At 67.4% G+C, this 18438-nt stretch carries 11 protein-coding genes; 7 read left to right on the top strand and 4 right to left on the bottom strand.

Annotated elements, in window-relative coordinates; all coding sequences use genetic code 11:
• Nucleotides 1–16 precede the first annotated feature (16 nt).
• Complete coding sequence (locus ACQ3HE_RS02325) at nt 17–2548, bottom strand: family 78 glycoside hydrolase catalytic domain (RefSeq protein ID WP_430891172.1); 2532 nt, start codon at nt 2546–2548, stop codon at nt 17–19.
• Complete coding sequence (locus ACQ3HE_RS02320) at nt 2545–4902, bottom strand: beta-galactosidase (RefSeq protein WP_430891170.1); 2358 nt, start codon at nt 4900–4902, stop codon at nt 2545–2547. Before ACQ3HE_RS02320 ends, ACQ3HE_RS02325 begins: the two co-directional genes overlap by 4 nt.
• Before the next feature lie 341 nt (nt 4903–5243).
• Between ACQ3HE_RS02320 and ACQ3HE_RS02315 the strand changes: the two genes are divergently transcribed.
• The 4 genes from ACQ3HE_RS02315 (at nt 5244) to ACQ3HE_RS02300 (ending at nt 9382) form a co-directional block, all read left to right on the top strand.
• Nucleotides 5244–6110, top strand: coding sequence for a carbohydrate ABC transporter permease (locus ACQ3HE_RS02315; protein ID WP_430891168.1), 867 nt, complete (start codon nt 5244–5246; stop codon nt 6108–6110).
• Entirely contained in the window at nt 6107–6928 is an 822-nt protein-coding gene (locus ACQ3HE_RS02310; protein ID WP_430891166.1) for a carbohydrate ABC transporter permease, read from the top strand. Before ACQ3HE_RS02315 ends, ACQ3HE_RS02310 begins: the two co-directional genes overlap by 4 nt.
• A 77-nt stretch (nt 6929–7005) precedes the next feature.
• Entirely contained in the window at nt 7006–8280 is a 1275-nt protein-coding gene (locus ACQ3HE_RS02305) for an ABC transporter substrate-binding protein (RefSeq protein ID WP_430891164.1), read from the top strand.
• 91 nt (nt 8281–8371) lie between these two features.
• Entirely contained in the window at nt 8372–9382 is a 1011-nt protein-coding gene (locus ACQ3HE_RS02300; RefSeq protein WP_430891162.1) for a LacI family DNA-binding transcriptional regulator, read from the top strand.
• 28 nt (nt 9383–9410) lie between these two features.
• Here the strand turns inward: ACQ3HE_RS02300 and ACQ3HE_RS02295 are convergent, their stop codons facing one another.
• On the bottom strand, nt 9411–10568 hold the full coding sequence (locus ACQ3HE_RS02295; protein ID WP_430891160.1) for an ROK family protein: 1158 nt from the start codon (nt 10566–10568) through the stop codon (nt 9411–9413).
• A 144-nt stretch (nt 10569–10712) separates the two neighbouring features.
• Between ACQ3HE_RS02295 and ACQ3HE_RS02290 the strand changes: the two genes are divergently transcribed.
• Nucleotides 10713–13205 (top strand): glycoside hydrolase family 2 protein, encoded by a 2493-nt coding sequence (locus tag ACQ3HE_RS02290; protein ID WP_430891158.1) that lies wholly within the window; start codon nt 10713–10715, stop codon nt 13203–13205.
• A gap of 61 nt (nt 13206–13266) precedes the next feature.
• On the opposite strand, the gene ACQ3HE_RS02285 is transcribed toward ACQ3HE_RS02290, so the two are convergent.
• On the bottom strand, nt 13267–15498 hold the full coding sequence (locus ACQ3HE_RS02285; RefSeq protein WP_430891156.1) for an alpha-galactosidase: 2232 nt from the start codon (nt 15496–15498) through the stop codon (nt 13267–13269).
• A gap of 165 nt (nt 15499–15663) precedes the next feature.
• On the opposite strand from ACQ3HE_RS02285, the gene ACQ3HE_RS02280 reads away from it, so the two are divergent.
• Together ACQ3HE_RS02280 and ACQ3HE_RS02275 are read left to right on the top strand one after the other, a co-directional pair.
• Nucleotides 15664–17367, top strand: coding sequence for an ABC transporter substrate-binding protein (locus tag ACQ3HE_RS02280; RefSeq protein ID WP_430891154.1), 1704 nt, complete (start codon nt 15664–15666; stop codon nt 17365–17367).
• Nucleotides 17368–17419: 52 nt separating this feature from the next.
• The gene (locus ACQ3HE_RS02275) at nt 17420–18409 is read left to right on the top strand and encodes an ABC transporter permease (protein ID WP_056006338.1); all 990 of its coding nucleotides are present in this window, start codon (nt 17420–17422) and stop codon (nt 18407–18409) included.
• Nucleotides 18410–18438 lie beyond the last annotated feature (29 nt).

Raw genomic sequence — 18438 nt, 5'->3', positions numbered from 1 at the left:
GTCGTCGATGAGGCGGCTACGCGCGTCGTCGTGTTACCCGGAATCGTTCGTGCTCGGGCACCAGGACCTCCACGCCGGGTGGGGCCACGATGTCCAGGGTGGCTCGGCCTCCATCCTGGTCCCGACACCACGCGACCTCGAATCGACCGGCCGGTGAGTCAAAGACCGTTCGCGCATCGTCGACGCCGTCGAGCGTCCGCGGGCGCACCGTGATGGAGCGCCAGCCCACCGCACCCGGAGTCTGCCGGAGCCCGGCGACGTCGCCGACGATCCAGTCGTCGATGGCGCTCAGCATGAAGTGGTTCTGCGACGCGACACCGGTGCGGGCGGAGGGCCCCTCCCATGACTCAGTCAGGGCGGTCGCCCCCGTGGCGAGCTGATGTCCGTAGCCCGGCGCGTCGGTTCGTCGGAGCATCCGGTGCAGGAGCTCGGAGTGGCCCGAGTCCGTGAGAGCGCGGATGAACCAGCTGAGAGCGATCTCGCCGACCGTGAGCGCATCATCATCGGCGTGGATACGGGCGACGAGGCGATCGATGATGCGGGCGCGTTCTGGATCGTCGAGTCCGGGGGTGGACCAGGCGATCGCCCAGCTTCCCTGACTGCCCGAACCCCAGACACCGCTCACGGGGTCTCTGAACTGCGCGGTGAACGCCAACCAGACATCTGCCGCTCGGGCAGCCCAGAGACCGGCGGTGGATTCCTCGCCGACGACCCGCGCCGCAGCGGCCGCGTGGTCGAGTGTCGAAGCCCACGCGTGGGTGGCGACCATCGCTCGTGGGGTGGTGTCGTCGATCTCGATCCAGTCGCCGAGACCGAAGTCGAGGAGGTCTCCATCGGCTCTCGATTCGAGATGAGCGAGGTACCGTTGCATCGCCGGGAACGCGGTGCGGATGAGGTCGGCACCTCCGGTGTGCGTGTACAGCCGCCAGGGGACCTCGACGATCGAGCGACCCCAGTTCGGATCGTCCCGGAATGCGTCGCGGTCGTCCTTCCACGGGAAGGTGTCGAACACGACCAACTCGGGAACCGTGCTCGGGATGAGCCCGGTCTCCGTCTGGGCGTCCATCATGTGTTTGACGGCATCGGTGAGTTGTGCCTCGACGTCGTAGCCGCGGGTCAACGTGTCAAAGCACAGGTGCAGTTGTTCGAGCCATCCGAGCTTCTCCCGGTGTGGGCAGTCCGTGAGCACGCTGTACATGTTGCTCTGCACCGCGCGGTCGATGATGCGGTGGAGATCATCGAGGAAGACGTCACTCGACGAGAACGACCCGACGGCCTCATTGTCCGCGCGCATTGTCTGGAACGCGATCGTGTCGGCGGGCGCATCGGCCGGAAGTCCCTCGACCTCGAGGAAACGGCCGCCATGGTAAACGAAGGACGGAACCCAATCCGGGGAGAAGAGATGCTCCTCACGCCGGCCGAGGTGCACGGTGTCGAAGATGGGGGAGCCGGTCGACGCCTGGTCGATCCTCCCGCCAGGGCCGACCAGTTCGGCGGGAGCGAGCCTGAGCCGCGCACCCGCGGGCAGTCGATCCGTTCGAACCAGCGGGCGCCCGGCGGTGTTCAGGCCGAAGTCCAGCGTCCGGACGCCGGCGTCTTCCCTCCAGCTCCAGACCTCGAGGACGTCCTGCACCACCACGGGAGGCGTGGCGCGCCACCACGACGGGACCGCGTCCGGGACGACCGCGGCCGGTTCCCATTCACCGACGGCCGACAGGACTTCGTCCTCGCCGCCGTACCAGTGGGCGACGGTGGTCGAACCGAGTCGGGTCAGCCAGTCGGTGCCCGTCGCGAGGACGGTCGCTGCCCCAGACCGGTCGAAGACCTCCAAGCGCAGCCGCACCCAGGGGGTGCCGGATGGATCGCTGAACTTCGTGTAGCGATCGGTGAGGCCCGGGACGTCGGCGATGCCGCCGCCGAGGCGGACATCGAGCACGTTCGCGCCGGTTCTGAGGAGGTCCGTGACGTCCCAGGCGGACGCCGGGACGCCGATGGAGAGCGTCGAGTAGCCGGGTTCGAGCTGACCCCGGATCGCCGCGCGTCCGTTCAGCGACGGGACGACGACGCCTGCGCCGCTCAGATACAGGCGGGCTTCGACGATCGGGCCCTCGACGGTGAACTCCCGTCGGAGTTCGGGGAACGCCTCCGGTCTCGCGGCGTCCGATACGCGGAGCCAATCCGGGTGGGTGATGGCGTCTGCGTCCCAGTCGGCGTCAGCCCAGAGCGCGGCCTCGATCCGTGCCGGGTCGCTCCAAGCCATGCCGCCGGTGCTGCTCACGCCGACACGCCACCAGACCCGCTCGCGACTGAGGAGATCCGCCGCCGGCCAGGACAGGCGGTTCGACGACGCCACTTCCACACGGAACCGGTCCGCCCGGCCCGCGAGGAGCGCGTCCCGATCGGATGCACCTTCGACCACTGCGCCGAGCGGCGCGATCTCGCCGCGGAGTCGCCAGGACAGCCCTGGTCTGGGTGTCGGCACGCCGAGTGGGTCGGCCAGCCCGGCCGCACGGAGGGCATACGCCTCGGGCACGGTCCTGCCCGTCATGCGCCGGCCTCAGTCCACCGGTACCACTCGACCAAGTCGACGCGCCCGACGTCGTGCAGCGGTCCGTCGACCGCAGCCCGCTTGGCAGCTGCATCAGCGGGAAGGCCGACGAGTGCTTCGGGGTGCAGTGCCAGCACTTCGAGGACCAGTTCGGACCCGGACCTGAGCCCGATGTCGTCGAGGTCGACGATCCACGGCGACCCGTCCCAGAACCGGTCAGCTCGGACGATCCCATCGACCACGAGCCGAGCGACGTCGCCCGCCCAGACGATTTCGAGTTCCCTGCGACGGGCGCCGCGACCGTCCAGCGGGGGTAGCTGCAGTCGAGTCCTCGACGCTGAGCGAGCGAAAGCGCCGTTCCGAGGCGCGGACGCCCGCGATTCGAACTCGCCGTAGGAGGGGGGTGGCGCACCGGCACCGCGCATCAGGGTGAGTTGGACGTTCGCGGTCTCGTCGTTCGGACTCGCTGGTGTACCGCCGACCCAATCAATTCCAATCGGCACGAAGGCTGCAGCCTCCGGTCGGTATTCCTGAGGTCGTACGTCGCGTTCGCGCAGGTCGCCCATGATCGACCCGTCGGCCCCCGACCACACCGGGTCGTCGGAGAGTAGGAGCCGCACTCCGAGCGGCGCGTCGAGCGCCCAGACTCGGTCAGCCATCCGCGGGGGGACCACGAGGACGTCGAGTTCGCCGGCTTCCGACCGGGCCGTGACGACGACGGGTGTGTCTGCCTCGATCGTGATCGAGCGTCCGTCGATGACGGACCCGGTCCGACTCTCGAGCGCGGTGTGCTCCGCGAACCGGAGCGTCGCCGGGATGCCGGTCTCCGCGACCAGCACGAGCGTGCGCCGTCGACCGTCGAGCACGGTGAGTGGTGTGGCCGTGGCCCAGTCCAGAGAGACACCGTCGAGATCGAGACCGATGGGCCAGGACGCGATCGTCCCGGTCGGGATGGAGACGGGCTGTTCGGGGAAGCGGAGGACGCCGTCGTCGAGCGCGATGTCGAACGCCACCGGGTCGTGGTCGTCGAGTGCCTCGACCGCCTGATGCCAGGTGATGAAGACGAACCCGCTCCGACCGTCACTCCGCAGGGCCCAGCGCAGCGTGTCGCGGTCACCGACACCGTCGGGGAGCCGGTCCGGCAGGGTCGAGGGCATCGCTGCGAGGCGGTCGCCGAACGCCGCGAGGAAGGCGTGCTGGCGACGCAATGCGGCGAACGCCGGGGTCGTCCGTCCCGTCGCTCCGATCGGGGCATGGAAGTCGTAGTCGAACACGGGCAGATCGTTGGGGTAGCCCGTATCGTGCGATTCCTGCAGGCCCGAGCGCGTCCCGACCGGGTTCCGACCTCCGACGAACATGTAGTACCCCTGCCAAGCGGAACCGTTGCCGATCTTGTTGTGCGCGACGGCCGCGACGTCGAGCCCGCCGAGCAGGGGACGGCGCTGATAGGCGGTCGCCATCCCGCCGCCGAGCTCACAGGTCGCGGCCGGATAGCCGGGTGAGGGCGTCCGAGGCTCCCGGAGGTCTTTCGTGGTGCGCAGGTCGGCGCCGATGCCAGGGTCGTCCCACACATGGCTGAAGTAGAAGTGCTCCCGGAACGTGTGGTCCCATGGTGCGTCGTAGGCCACCCAGAACCCGTCGCCGTACCCGCCGAACAAGGGGAGCACCTCTTCCTCGGGAAGCTCGGCGCCGCCCCAGCCGGTGGAGGTCCAGATCGGCGCGGCCAGCCCCGCATCGCGTGCGAGTTGCTTGAGCGTGCGGATGTGCCCGGGCTGGTCGTAGAGTTCGTTCTCGATCTGGATGGCGATGACGTGGGACGACGGGCCGCAGCGACCGGCCAGTTCGCGTCCCAGCCTCGCGAACCACGTCTCGACGAGCGCGAGGTATCGCGGATCATCCGTCCGGTGGTCGACATCAGCCTGCTGCACCCAGTCGGGGAACCCGCCGTTCCGCACCTCGCCGTGCACCCAGGGCCCGATGCGGAGGACGACGTCGAGTCCGATCTCAGCGCACAGGTCGACGAAGGCTGCGACATCCCGGTCGCCGTCGAACCGGTACCGTCCGCGCTCCTCCTCGTGGTGGATCCAGATGATGTAGAAGGCGACGACCGTGATCCCGCCGGCGCGCATGACGCGCAAGCGTTCCTCCCAGCGTTCCCTCGGAACCCGCGTGTGGTGGAACTCGCCTGAGACCGGGATGACGCGCTTGCCGTCCACGAGGAGCGATCTGCTCGTCAGGCGGACGCGCGCGTGTCGGTCCTGAGCGTTGCTCATCGCGGGATCGCTGTCCGATTCCGCCCAGGGCTCGTGCCGCACGGTCAGGGCTGTCGCGGTGGCGGTGGGCACTGCTTCCATCGGTGATGCTCCTTCGAATCAGACGCGGGCGTCGACGCGGTTGCACGCGTGAACGGTGTCAGCATAGCTGTAATCGCTCCCAGTCTCCACAGACGGAACATCTGCGTGAGAGCCGTATATGAAAGGATTCAACCGGCGGTTGCCCGGAAAGAATCGCCGTGCAATACTGTGAACGTTTCCAGTAACCCTCAACGAAGATGGACCCCGATGACGTATACGCCACCACTCGACGCGGCCCGCGTCACGGAGCTCGGCTCGTGACCGCCGCCCCGAGTGTCCCGATCATTTCCGCGGACGTGGAGCCACTCGGCCCTGGTCGTCGCCGTGGGAGGAAGCGTGCGGTGGGCGCCCGGACCCCGGCCTGGTTCGTGGTGCCGGCGCTCGCGATGTACGCCGTCATCGTGCTCTGGCCGAACCTGCAAGGGTTCTTCTACTCGTTCACAGACTGGGACGGACTCGGTTCGACCTGGAGCTTCCAGGGTGTCCAGAACTTCATCGGCGCGCTGCAGGATCCTGGCACGCTCCGAGCCATCGGCAACACCTTCCTGATCACGGTGATCGTGACCGTGCTGCAGAACGTGGTCGGCCTGCTCCTCGCCCTCGGACTCAACACCCAGGTCAAGAGCCGCTACGTGCTCCGCCTCGTCTTCTTCCTGCCCGTCGTCCTCACTCCCATCGTCGCCGGCTTCCTCTGGAAGTACCTGTTGAGCCCCACTGGCACGGTCAACGGCGCACTCGACGCGATCGGACTCGGCGCCCTCAAACAGGACTGGCTCGGGGACCCGTCGATCGCCATCTTCTCGATCTGCGCGGCCATCATCTGGCAGGGTGCGGGCTACTCGATGGTCATCTACCTCGCCGGTCTGCAGGGCGTCCCCGAGGAGACCCTCGAAGCAGCCGCCATCGACGGCGCAGGATCCTTCCGTCGAACCACGAGTATCGTCATCCCGCTCATCAACGGGGCGATCGTCGTCAACGTCCTGCTGACGCTCATTTCGACGCTCAAACAGTTCGACACCGTCTTCGCGATGACGAAGGGCGGACCGGCGGGCTCCACCGAGACCATGGCCACCATCGTCTACAAGACCGCGTTCACCTATCTGCAGTACCCGACCGCGCTCGCCCAGGGAGTGATCCTCACGATCGTCGTCGGCGTGATCGCCTTCGCACAGTTCCGCATCACCCAGCGGAAGGGGGACCTGTCGTGAACCGGTACACCGCCAAGACCGCCGTCCTCGAGGTCGTCCTGATCCTGACGGCGATCGTGTTCTTCATCCCGTTCATCGTGATGCTGTCCGTCGCACTCCGCGACCCCAACGGAACACCCGGCTTCCTCGGGTTCACCTGGCCGCTGAACTTCGGCAACTTCGCCACCGCCTGGACGGAGTCGGCGATGGGTGCGAGCCTCGTGAACAGCGCCGTCATCACCGTGGTCTCGGTCGCCGTCATCATCGTGATCTCCTCGATGGCCGCCTACACCGTCACGCGTTCGACCAGACGCTGGTCGCGCGGCGCGTTCTACCTGTTCCTGTTGGGCTTCCTGTTCCCGGGCCAGCTGGCGATGCTCCCGTTGTACCTCTGGTTCGCGAGCATCGGCCTCGTCGGTTCGCCGGTCGCCGTCATCCTCATCAACATCGGCGGCTTCCTCCCGTTCTCGATCTTCCTGTACGCGGCGTTCCTCAGGGACCTGCCCCGGGACTACGAGGAGGCGGCGACGATCGACGGCGCTCGGCCGAGTCGTGCGTTCCTCTCCATCGTGTTCCCACTGCTCCGGCCGGTGACCGGCACGATCGCCATCCTGTGTGGCCTGTCGATCTGGAACGACTTCTTCACCCCGCTCCTCTATCTCTCGGGTAGCGGCAATTCCACCGCCCCACTCTCCGTGTACAGCTTCGTCAGCCTCTACAGCGCGAACTGGCCACTGGTCTTCTGTGCGCTGCTGATCTCCGTGCTTCCGATCCTCGTCGCGTACTTCCTCATGCAGCGCTTCATCATGAAGGGTTTCGCATCCGGCCTGAAGGGGTGACTCCCGCGACCGGGCACCCCGTACCACCCCCAGCACCACTCGAACCCCTGTCCACCAGGGATCCTGAAAGGAATCACATGTCAGCGACGACATCCCGGCGACGCCTCGCGGCGACCGCCTCCATCGCCATCGTGGGCCTCGCGCTCGCCGGCTGTTCGACGAGCGCCGGAGGGTCCGCCGACGCGGACACGCTCACGGTCGGCGTCAACGGCGGTGCGGCGATGAAGACCGTCATCAAGCAGTTCGAAGCCGACAACCCGGGCGTGACCGTGAAGCTCCAGGACTCACCGGACAGCTACCAGCAGGTCACCGCCACGCAGCTCACCGGCGGGACCGCCCCGGACGTCGTCCAGGTGTTCCCGGGGACGGGCAACAACGTCAGCGTCAAGATCGCCGGCGACAAGGGCTTCTTCGCGGACGTCTCGGACGAGGCCTGGACGAAGGACCTCCCCAAGGCCGCCGTCAACCTCCTGTCGACCTCCGACGGTGCGATCGTCGGTGTCCCGATGACGTTCTCGTCCATCGGGGCCATCTACAACACAGCCGCTCTCGACGAGGTGGGGCTCGTCGAACCCACCACCTGGAGCGAGGTGTTGCAGTTCTGTTCCGATGCGTCGGCAGCAGGCAAGGTCGCCTTCGGGCTTGGGCTCTCCGACGCATGGACCACCCAGCTCATCCCGTACGCGCTCACGGCGACGCTCGTCTACGCCAACGATCCTGACTTCGTGGAGCAGCAGGAGTCCGGGGACGCATCCTTCGCGGACTCCGCCTGGAAGCAGGCGCTCGAGCAATACCAGGAGATGGACACCGCCGGGTGCTTCAACCCATCGCCCAACGGAACCGCGTACTCCCAGGTGCAGGAGGCCATCACGAAGGGCACGACCCTCGCGACCGTCTCCGTCGCCGCAGAGACCTCGGCGATCGCCTCCCTCGGGTCCGACGGCCTCAAGCTCGACTACCAGGCGTTCCCAGCGACGGACGACGCCTCGGAGACCTTCCTCTCCGCGACCGTGGGTCCATCCTTCGCGGTCAATGCGAAGAGCTCGAAGCAGGACCTCGCGAAGAAGTTCCTGGCCTACCTCGCCACACCGGAGACGCAGATCGCCTACGCCACCGCCTATGGTGACACCGCGGCGATGCCGGGCGATCTGCAACAGGACTCGCAGGTGGCGAAGCTTGCCTCCGGCTTCATCTCCGAGAACCGCATCTCCACTTGGCCGGATCAGCTGTGGCCGAGCACGACGATCCAGCCCGCGCTCTTCGACGGGGTGCAGGCGATCTTCACCGGTCAGTCGACGATCGATCAGGTGCTGAAGTCGATGGACGACGCCTTCGCCGCTCAGGCGAAGTGATCAGCTGACGAGACGGTGATGCCGGTGTCCGCCATTGCGGACACCGGCATCACCGTCGGACACGACCGGAAGTCCCTAAGCTATGACCACCATGAGCACCCCGACGACCGGCCCCGCCCGACGCCCGACGATCGACGATGTGGCCGCCGCTGCCGGTGTGTCGCGCGGGACCGTCTCGCGGGCCATGAACGGGCACCGCTGGGTCAGTGAGGAAGCGCGGCGAGCGGTCGAGGCGGCGGTCCGCTCCACGGGGTATCGAGCGAACGCCCATGCCCGAGGATTGAAGCTCCGCCGTTCAGGCTCCGTCGCGTTCCTGCTCGGCGAGGACGTCGACCACCTGTTCAGCGATCCGAACTTCGCCGTGTTGATGAAAGAGGTGTCAACGGCTCTGGCGGAGCGGAACATCGCCATGGTGCTGCTGCTGGCGAGTTCACTCGAGGAGCAGCGACGAGCTCTCGACTTCATCGGCACCGGGCAGATCGACGGTGTCATGTTCGTCTCCTGGAACCGCGAGCTCGGCGTCCTCGACCAGCTCACCTCGCAGGGGGTGCCGACCATCTACTGCGGCACGCCGGTGGATCAGCGGTCGACGACCAGTTACGTCGCCGCCGACGACCGGGACGGGGCCAGGACGATGACTGAGCACCTGCTCGGGCTCGGCAGGAGCCGGGTCGTGATGATCGCCGGGCCTCCGCTCGGTGTCGGCGGACTGCTGCGCGTGGACGGCTATCGGGACGCGCTCGGATCAGACGGAACGGTCGTCCACGGTGACTGGTCCCGTCAGAGCGGTGCGGACGCGATGGAGCGCCTCCTCGCCGACGACCCGACGATCGATGCGGTCTTCGCTGCCAACGACCTGATGGCTTCGGGTGCCATCCAGGTGCTCATGGCCCACGGACGCCGCGTGCCAGATGATGTCGCGGTCGGCGGGTTCGACGACAGTGCTGCGGCGGTCGCTTCCAGCCCGACGATCACAACGATGCGCCAGCCCTTCCCACGGATCGCCCGGGAGATGACCCGTCTGCTCCTGGAGCAGATCGAGGGGCAGCAGCCGGCCCACGTCGTCCTCCGCACCGAGTTCGTGCCGCGCGAGTCCGCCTGACCTGCGAGCTCCGTCCTGCGGCGCAGTGTCAGAATCGGAGGATGGTGCGGATCGCCGCCACCGCGCCCGCGCGCGCCCACTCGGTGAACTCGAACGGGAGGACGTCGAACCGGGCCGAATCGTCGTACGGAAGGCGCACAGCTTCGAGTGATCGCCGCACCTCGCCGCCCGCGATCTCCAGGACGGCGAGACCATCGCCGGTGAGGACGACCCGTTCCGGGTCGAGTCCGTTCATGACGGTGCCGATGATGACGCCCAGGGCTCGGCCGGCCGATTCGAACGCCTGAAGCGCGATCGCGTCACCCGCGCGGGCGAGGGCGACGGCCCCTGCGTAATCCACGCCGTCGCGGCCGATAGCCCTCACGATCGATTCGCTCGTGAGGTAGACGCTGGCGCAACCGTGGTGGCCGAGCCCGCAGGTCGGGCCGGTGGAATCCACGATCAGGTGATCGAAGCGTCCGGCGCGTCCGCGGTGGCCGGCGACCACGCGGCCGTCGACGATCAGTCCGAAGCCGATTCCAGCACCGATCGTGATGAGGGCGAGCGAGTCCGATCCTGCTCCCGCACCGAACCAGTGCTGGGAGGCGGTCAGCGCATGGACGTCGTTGTCAGCGGTCACCGGAATGCCCAACCGCTCGCCGAGCAGCTCGGCGAGCGGCACCTCGCGCCACTTGAGGAAGTACGAGGCGAGGACGATCTGACGGCCGTCGATCCGGGCGAGGTCTCCGGCGAGGGAGATTCCGGCGGCTCGGATGTCGTCGAACTCCACTGCGAACCGGTCGTACAGTCGACCGATCTGTTCCACGGTGTCGGAGACCGACGTGGACACGAGCGGTTCCCCCGCGCTTGCGACGATCCGAGCACCGAGATCCGTCACGACGGCGAACACCGCGTCTCCCGTGAGCTTCACACCCAGGAAATGGTGAGCGTCGCCGCGGACGACGAGCATCTCGCTTGGCCGACCCATCGCACCGCGGAGTGCCGTCTCGCCTTCCGTGATCATCGCCTGCTCCATGAGCACCCGCGTAGCGCGGGTCAGGCTCGCGCGGGACACATCGAGGCGTCTGGCGATCTCGGCGCGGGGGAGCGGGCCATGGATCAGGAGTTCGCGAAGCGCGCCGCGTTCGGCGTCGGCGAGGTGCGGCCACCGGTGTGGAGCGTTCGTGGATTGACGGGTGTCCGTCACGCGCAGGCTCCTTTCGTGGTGGACCGGGTCGTGCCGACATCGGCATCGGGAGCTTATCGCTCACGGGCCCTCGACCGACTTTGTCACGTTAGGTAATAAAGTAGCAGACGACACCCGCAGCAGGCCCGACATGCAAGGACGCACATGGCTTACCTCCCGCTCCATTCCGACTGGACGCTCACCGCTCTCGCAGGCCCGGTGCCGAAACCGGTCCGTGACCTGACCGTCGCCGCGTCGGTCCCCGGTTGCGTGCACCTCGATCTCCACGCCCGAGGACTCATCGCCGATCCGTTCGACGGGGACAATGAGACGGCGCAGCAGTGGATCGGGAGTACTGCCTGGCGGTACGAGACGGTCTTCCACTGGCATGCCGACGAGGCCGACCGGCACGAGCTGGTTGCGCTGGGCCTCGACACGGTCGCGTCGATCGAGCTGAACGGCGCACAGGTCGGTGAGACCGAGAACCAGCACCGGAGCTACCGCTTCGACGTCGGTCCGTACCTCCGAGCGGGCGAGAATCGCCTGACGATCACCTTCGCGGCTCCTGTCGAGGAAGCGGAAGCCAGATCTGCAGCGCATGGAGCCCGACCGCACGTGAACCACCATCCGTACAACGCGCTGCGGAAGGCGGCGTCGAACTTCGGTTGGGACTGGGGGATCGATGTCGCGACCAGCGGTATCTGGCGACCGATCGGCATCGAGAGCTGGTCGGGCGTCCGGATCGACTCCGTCCGTCCGCTCGTCGACCTCGCGGACCATGAGGACGGCGTGGTCGGGTTGCTCGACGCTCGCATCAGGTTGGACTGGACGGCGCCATCCCACGACACGAGTGAAGAGCGTGTGCGACTCCGGGTCGCCGTCGGCGGGGTCGAGGACACCGTCTCCGTCACGCCGGGCGTCGAGGAGGTCCGGGTCACCCTCACCATCCCGAAGGTGGACGTCTGGTGGCCGAGGGGGCACGGTGGACAGCCGCTCTACGACGTCCGGGTCGACGTTCTCGGTGATGAGTGGACGGACGCATCGACGGCGCACTGGCACTCACGCATCGGCTTCCGAACGGTGAGGATCGACACGATGCCCGACGACCACGGTGCGCCGTTCGACATCGTGGTCAACGGCGAGCTCATCCAGATCCGCGGTGCCAACTGGATACCGGACCACGCCTTCGTCACGGAGATCGACCGGGACCGGTACCGCCGACGTGTCACTGACGCAGCGGAGGCGAACATGAACCTGCTGCGCGTGTGGGGCGGCGGGATCTACGAGTCCGATGACTTCTACGACGCCTGCGACGAGGCGGGCATCCTCGTCTGGCAGGACTTCCTGTTCGCCTGCGCCGCCTATGCGGAAGAGGAGTGGCTGGCGGTCGAGGTCGAGGCGGAGGCGCGCGAAGCGATCACCAGGCTCAGCCCCCACCCATCCCTCGTGGTCTGGAACGGCAACAACGAGAACATCTGGGGATACGTCGAGTGGGGCTGGCGCCAGGAACTCAAGGGGCGGACCTGGGGGAACGGCTACTATCGCGAACTCCTCCCCGCCCTCATCGCCGAACTCGACCCGACTCGTCCCTATTCGCCTGCGAGCCCGTACTCCTTCGACGAGTACCTGCACCCGAACGACGCCGCGAACGGCACCATGCACATCTGGGACGTGTGGAACCGACTCGACTACTCGGAGTTCCGTCAGCACCACCCCCGGTTCGCATCGGAGTTTGGGTTCCAAGGGCCACCCGCGTGGTCGACGCTGGTCGATGTCGTCCACGACGAACCGCTCGACCCGTATGGGCCTCAGATGCTGGTGCACCAGAAAGCAGAGGACGGCAACCTGAAACTCGAGCGCGGCCTGCGGGGACACCTGCCTGAGCCGCGCACGATCGAGGAGTGGCACTGGGCCACCCAGCTCAACCAGGCGGCGGCGATCCGATTCGGAATCGAGCACTTCCGTTCGCTCGCACCACTGAACACCGGCGTCATCGTCTGGCAGCTGAACGACAACTGGCCGGTCGTCTCCTGGGCCGCCGTCGACTTCGCCGAACATCGCAAGCCGCTCTGGTTCGCCCTCAGGGCGGTCTACGAGCCGCGTCTTGCCACGTTCCAGCCCGCCGAGGGAGGTCTGGAACTGGTGGTGCTGAACGACACCGCCGACGGGTGGACGGGGGAAGTGCTCCTGCATCGGAGGACCTTCGACGGTGCCGTCCTGGCCACCGCGGCCGTGCAGACGTCGGTCCCTGCGCGTGGGTCGGCGCGGGTGGTCGTCCCGGCCGGCGTGGAGGCGGTCGTCGACAGGAACACTGAGGTCATCACCGCGTCCCTCACGGGATTCGCGACCGCGATCCACAATCCTTCGGAGGTCGCCGATCAGACACTCGACCCCCACCCGGTGTCGACCGAGGCGAGGGCGGACGTCGACGATCCGGCTCGCTATCTCGTCACGGTGACGGCGACGAGCTACGTGAGGGACATCGCGCTGCTGGTCGACCGCGTCGATGCTTCGGCCCGGGTCGACCAGGGACTCGTGACGCTGTTCCCCGGTCAGCAGGTGATCTTCGGGGTGACGGCGAAGGCGGGTCTTGAGCCGTCGGCGTTCGTCGCCGAGGGGGTCCTCCGCCACGCGAACGGCCTGCACGCCGGGCGCTGAGCCCACCTCGGGCGCCACGTCGGGACCCGTCCTGCCAGACGAACGGGTCCCGACGTCGGGTTCAGGCGCGAGTGACGTGCAGGACGAGCGCCTGCGCCGGCCACAGGGGTGGGATCTGCAGGCCGATCCCGTCGAGGACCGAGCCGGGCAGGGTCACCTCTCCGGAGGTGATCCACTCGGGGGTGGCGAATCCGTGACTGGTCCGTCCGATCTCATCGCGGACGCGGATCCGGTAGTCGGCCGTCGCGTCCAGTCCGTGGAGCCTGATCCGTTCAGGCAGGGAATCCTCCAGGGTGGCGACACTGGCGATGGTGTAGACGGCTTCGGAGCGATCCTCGGACACGGTACCGACGACGCGGAGTGCCGGATCGCGCACATCCGCATGGACGGCGGTGCCGGTGTGGATCACGTGCCGCAGTTCCTTGTACAGCGCAGCCCAGCGGGTGATCACGGCCCGTTCTTCGGGGGTGCACGCGGCGATGTTCCACTCGAACCCCGCCGACCCCATCAGACTGGTCGCGAGCCTGAACGACAGGGCCGTGGTCCTTCCGGACGAGTGCGCCGTGGTGGGACCGACGTGGCCTCCGACGAGTTCCGGTGCCAGGAGCAGCTGCGTCCACCGCTGGATGTCCTGCCGTTCGACCGGATCGTTCGAATCGCTGGCCCAGACGCGGTCCGCGACCTCCAGGATTCCGAGGTCGCTGCGCGCGCCCCCGGAGGAGCAGGACTCGATCTCGAGACCGGGGTGCAGCGCTTTCAGCTCGGCCATCAGGCGGTAGAGGGCCCGTGTCTGCAGATGCGTACCCGGGCGTCCGTCGTGCATGGCCTCGACGAGATCGCGGTTGTGGTCCCACTTGATGAAGTCGACGCCCAGCTCACCCACGAGTCTGTGCAGGCGGTCGAGGATGTACGCGTAGGCGTCCTCGCGGGCGATGTCGAGGACGAACTGGCTTCGCCACGAGATGCCTTCGGGGGTCGGGAAGTGATCCGACGCGTGGAGCAGCCACTCCGGGTGGGCTCGCGCCAGCTCGGAGTCGAGATTGATCATCTCGGGTTCGAACCACAGCCCGAACTCCATCCCGAGCTCGTGCACCCGAGCGGCGAGCGGGCCGAGACCGTCCGGCCAGACGTCGCGGTCGACGATCCAGTCGCCGAGGCCGCGGGTGTCGTCCCGGCGGCCGAGGAACCAGCCGTCGTCGAGGACGAAGCGTTCCACGCCCACCTCCGCCGCGATTTCCGCGAGCTCGAGGAGGAAGGTCGGATCGTGGTGGAAGTAGACCGCCTCCCAGGTGTTCAGGACGAGCGGCCGGGGAGAGCGCGGGTGCCCCGGACGTGCCCGCTCGAACCGATGGAAGCGCTGCGAGAGCCCGTCCAGTCCGGCATCGGACCAGGCGAAGTAGGCGGTCGGCGTCGTGTAGCTCGCGCCTGGGGCGAGTTCGATCTCACCGGCACGGAGCAACTCACCCGCGCCGATGAGGTCGACTGCTTCGGCCAGGCGGTCGTTGCGGTAGGTGCAGTCGGCGCTCCAACCGAGGTGGACCGCCCACAGCTCGCCGAGGCGGTCTCGGGGAGCGTCGACCGAGACGATGGAGAGGGTCGGTGCGTCGTGGCCGCCACGACCACGTCGTGTCTGCCGCACGGCGGAGCCACGGGGCATCCGGCTGGTGCTCGGCACCTTCTCCCTGGTCCAACGCCCCGCGAAGGTGGTCAGATGGTCGACGGACTTCGGGACCGGCAGGGTGGCCTCCAGCCAGTCCACGGTCAGGGTGCTGGACGCTCGGGTGTCTGTCGGCGCCCGTTCGACGGAGTGGGTGAGGGAGACCACGCCTCCTGCCTCGATGGTGATGGTGGAGGTCAACCGCAGCGCGTTCGACCGGTCGTGCGCGACCGTCGTGAGCGTGGTTCCATCGGCGGAGGTGACGGGTTCGACCGTCGACCAGCGGGGATAGAGCGGCACGCCGTCACGCCTGATCTGCGCGCCTGGCCGCCCGGCCCAGCCATCGCCTTCCGCCGGCAGGATCGAAGCCTGTGACGCGGCATCCACCGTGCCTGCGCTCGATCGTCGGCTGAGGGCTGCGGAGAGGTCGTGCACCGCGGTGGGGGAGAGATCGCCGAGGTCCCCTCCCCAGTGCAGGACGGTCGGCAAGGTCGCGCGGCCGAGCGCGCCTGCATCCCTGTCGCCGGTGTCGATGACGAGGGAGACGCCATCCCGCCGGAGGACGACGAGGTGCGTGGAGCTTGGTCGAGCTTCGGCGTCATCGCCGTGAAGCTGCGTGTCCAGGAGGTCTGTCATGAGGCCCTTTCGGTACGGCGTCGGATCGGGACGAGTTCGCCCGAAGTGCTTGACGCACATAATTTACCTAAGTAACAATGGACGCGTCGGGTGGAAATATCCACCCCGATCACGAAGTCGGCGTCGACTGCATCCCGCGGTCAACGCCCTGGGAAAGGATCAACGATGTTCCTCAGTACCACGGGCTCCCGGCCCCGTCGCCGCACCTGGGTCGTGGGTGCCGTCGCGGCCGCCGCGGCCGCGCTCCTCCTCTCCGGTTGCTCGCCGTCGAGCGGATCAAGCGGTTCGGCCTCCGCGTCCGACACGCTCGTCGCCTACACCGGCCAGTCGGGCGACTACCAGATCAACTTCAACCCGTATTCCCCGTCGCAGATCGGCGGCATCGGAACCATCTACGAGTCGCTCTTCTTCGTGACCAACGTCAACACCGATCCCTACAAGCCGCTCCTCGGCACCGAGTACACCTGGAACGACGACGGCACACAGCTCTCGGTCACCGTGCGCGACGGTGTGACCTGGTCCGACGGCAAGCCGTTCACCGCCAAGGACGTCGCCTTCACCTTCGAGCTCCTGCTGAAGACCCCGTCGATCAACACCGGTGGCTTCGACGGGACCGTCGAGGCGACCGATGACACGCACGTCGTGTTCACCTGGGACCACCCGGCCTTCGTCAGCGGCCCGACGCTCCTCGGGCGCACCCCGATCGTTCCGGAGCACATCTGGAAGGACACCGATCCGACGACCGACGTCATGGAGAAGCCGGTCGGAACCGGTCCTTACACCCTCGGGAACTTCAAAGCTCAGGCGTTCACCCTCGTCGCGAACCCGAAGTACTGGGACGGTGAGCCGGCAGTGAAGGCGGTCCGCTACCTGTCGCTGTCGGGCAACACTGCGGGAGCCGACGCGCTCGCGGCAGGGTCCATCGACTGGCAGACCGGCCCGGTGCCGGACATCGAGAACGTGTCGACCACGTACCCCGGGTACGAGGCGATCACGATCCCGCAGAACCAGATGGCACTGCTCACCTGCTCGAGCACCGCGCTCGGCTGCGTCGGTCCGCAGACCGATCCGGCTGTCAGGCAGGCGATCTACGCGGCGCTGAACCGCGACCAGATGAACTCGCTCGCCTTCCAGAACACCGCGAGCGACATCTCGCCGACCTTCGCGCTGACCACCACGCAGCAGGACCTGATCTCCCCGGCGATCGCAGAGCCCGTCGCTCCGAACACCCCGGACACGGCGAAGTCCGCCAGTCTCCTGGAGGGCGCCGGCTGGGCGAAGGGTTCCGACGGGATCTACGCCAAGGACGGCGCGAAGCTGTCGCTGACCGTCGAGGTCGTCACCGGCTGGACCGACTACATCACCGCCATCGACACCATGTCGCAGCAGCTCAAGGCGGCCGGCATCGAGCTCAAGGTGGCGCAGTCCTCGTGGAACGAGTGGACGGACAAGAAGGGGAAGGGCAACTACCAGCTCGCGATCGACTCCCTCGGCCAGGGCGCCGCTTCCGACCCGTACTACCTGTACGACAAGTACTTCAACTCCGCGTTCACGGCACCGGTCGGTGAGATCGCGCCGCAGAACATCGCCCGGTTCAGCGACCCCGAGGTCGACGCCGCGCTGGCCGTCCTGAAAGCGACCAACCCGACCGACACCGCGGCGCGTCAGGCGCAGTTCGACATCCTCCAGGCGAAGATCGTCGCGGACATGCCGTACATCCCGATCATGACCGGTGGCACGACCAGCGAGTTCCACAGTGAGAAGTTCACCGGCTGGCCCACGCTCGACAACCTCTACGCGTTCCCCGCGATCTGGGCCTCTCCGGACAATGCGGAGATCTTCAAGTCGCTGAAGCCGACGGGGAAGTGACGATGATCGCCGCTGAGAAGGAGCGCGCAACGGCGCATACGGGAGGGACGTCGTGAACTACTTCGTCCGCAAACTGGGGTTCTACCTCGTCGCCCTCTGGGCGGCACTGACCCTCAACTTCCTGATCCCGAGGCTGTTGCCCGGCAACCCGGTCGACATCCTGCTCGCCAAGCTGCAGCAACGGGGCGGCATCGTCACCCCCGACACACGCAAGGCATACGAGCTCCTTCTCGGCGGCGATTCCTCCGACCCGCTGCCCCTCCAGTACTGGAACTACCTCGTCAACGTCTTCCGAGGCGACCTCGGTGTCTCGGTCAGTTACTTCCCGACGCCGGTCACCGAGGTGATCAGCACCTCGCTCCCGTGGACCATCGTGCTGGTCGGCATCTCGACCGTGCTCGCGACGATCATCGGCGTCTCCCTCGGCGCGATCGTGGGTTGGAAGCCGGGTACCTGGCTCGACTCGCTCGTACCGGCGACCACGCTGCTGGCAGCGGTGCCGTACTTCTGGCTGGCGCTCATCCTCGTCTACGTGTTCGCGACGACGCTCAAACTCTTCCCTTCCCAGGGGGGCTACGACGTGGTCCTCGATCCCGGCTTCTCGTGGGAGTTCATCGCCTCGGCCGTCCAGTACGGATTCCTTCCGGCGCTGACCATCGTCATCGCATCACTCGGGGGCTGGCTGCTCGGGATGCGCAACATGATGGTCTCGACGCTCTCCGAGGACTACATCCTCACCGCTCAGGCGAAGGGGCTCAGCCAGGGTCGGATCCTCCGCAACTACGCGGCGCGCAACGCGGTCCTGCCGTCGGTCGCCGGTTTCGCGATCTCACTCGGGTTCGTCGTGTCGGGGTCGATCGTGACCGAGCAGGTGTTCTCGTATCCGGGTATCGGGTCGAAGCTCCTCTCGGCGGTCACGAACAACGACTACGCGCTCATGCAGGGCATCTTCCTCTACATCACCCTCGCGGTCCTCGGGGCGAATCTCATCGTCGACCTCTTCTACGGCCTCATCGATCCACGCACCCGGGTGAGCGTCTGATGCCCGGGCGCACGATCCGCGTCTCACCG

This window comes from Plantibacter auratus (assembly GCF_050587365.1).
GTDB classification, from domain to species: domain Bacteria; phylum Actinomycetota; class Actinomycetes; order Actinomycetales; family Microbacteriaceae; genus Plantibacter; species Plantibacter auratus.
This window is presented reverse-complemented; position numbering and strand designations above follow the sequence as displayed.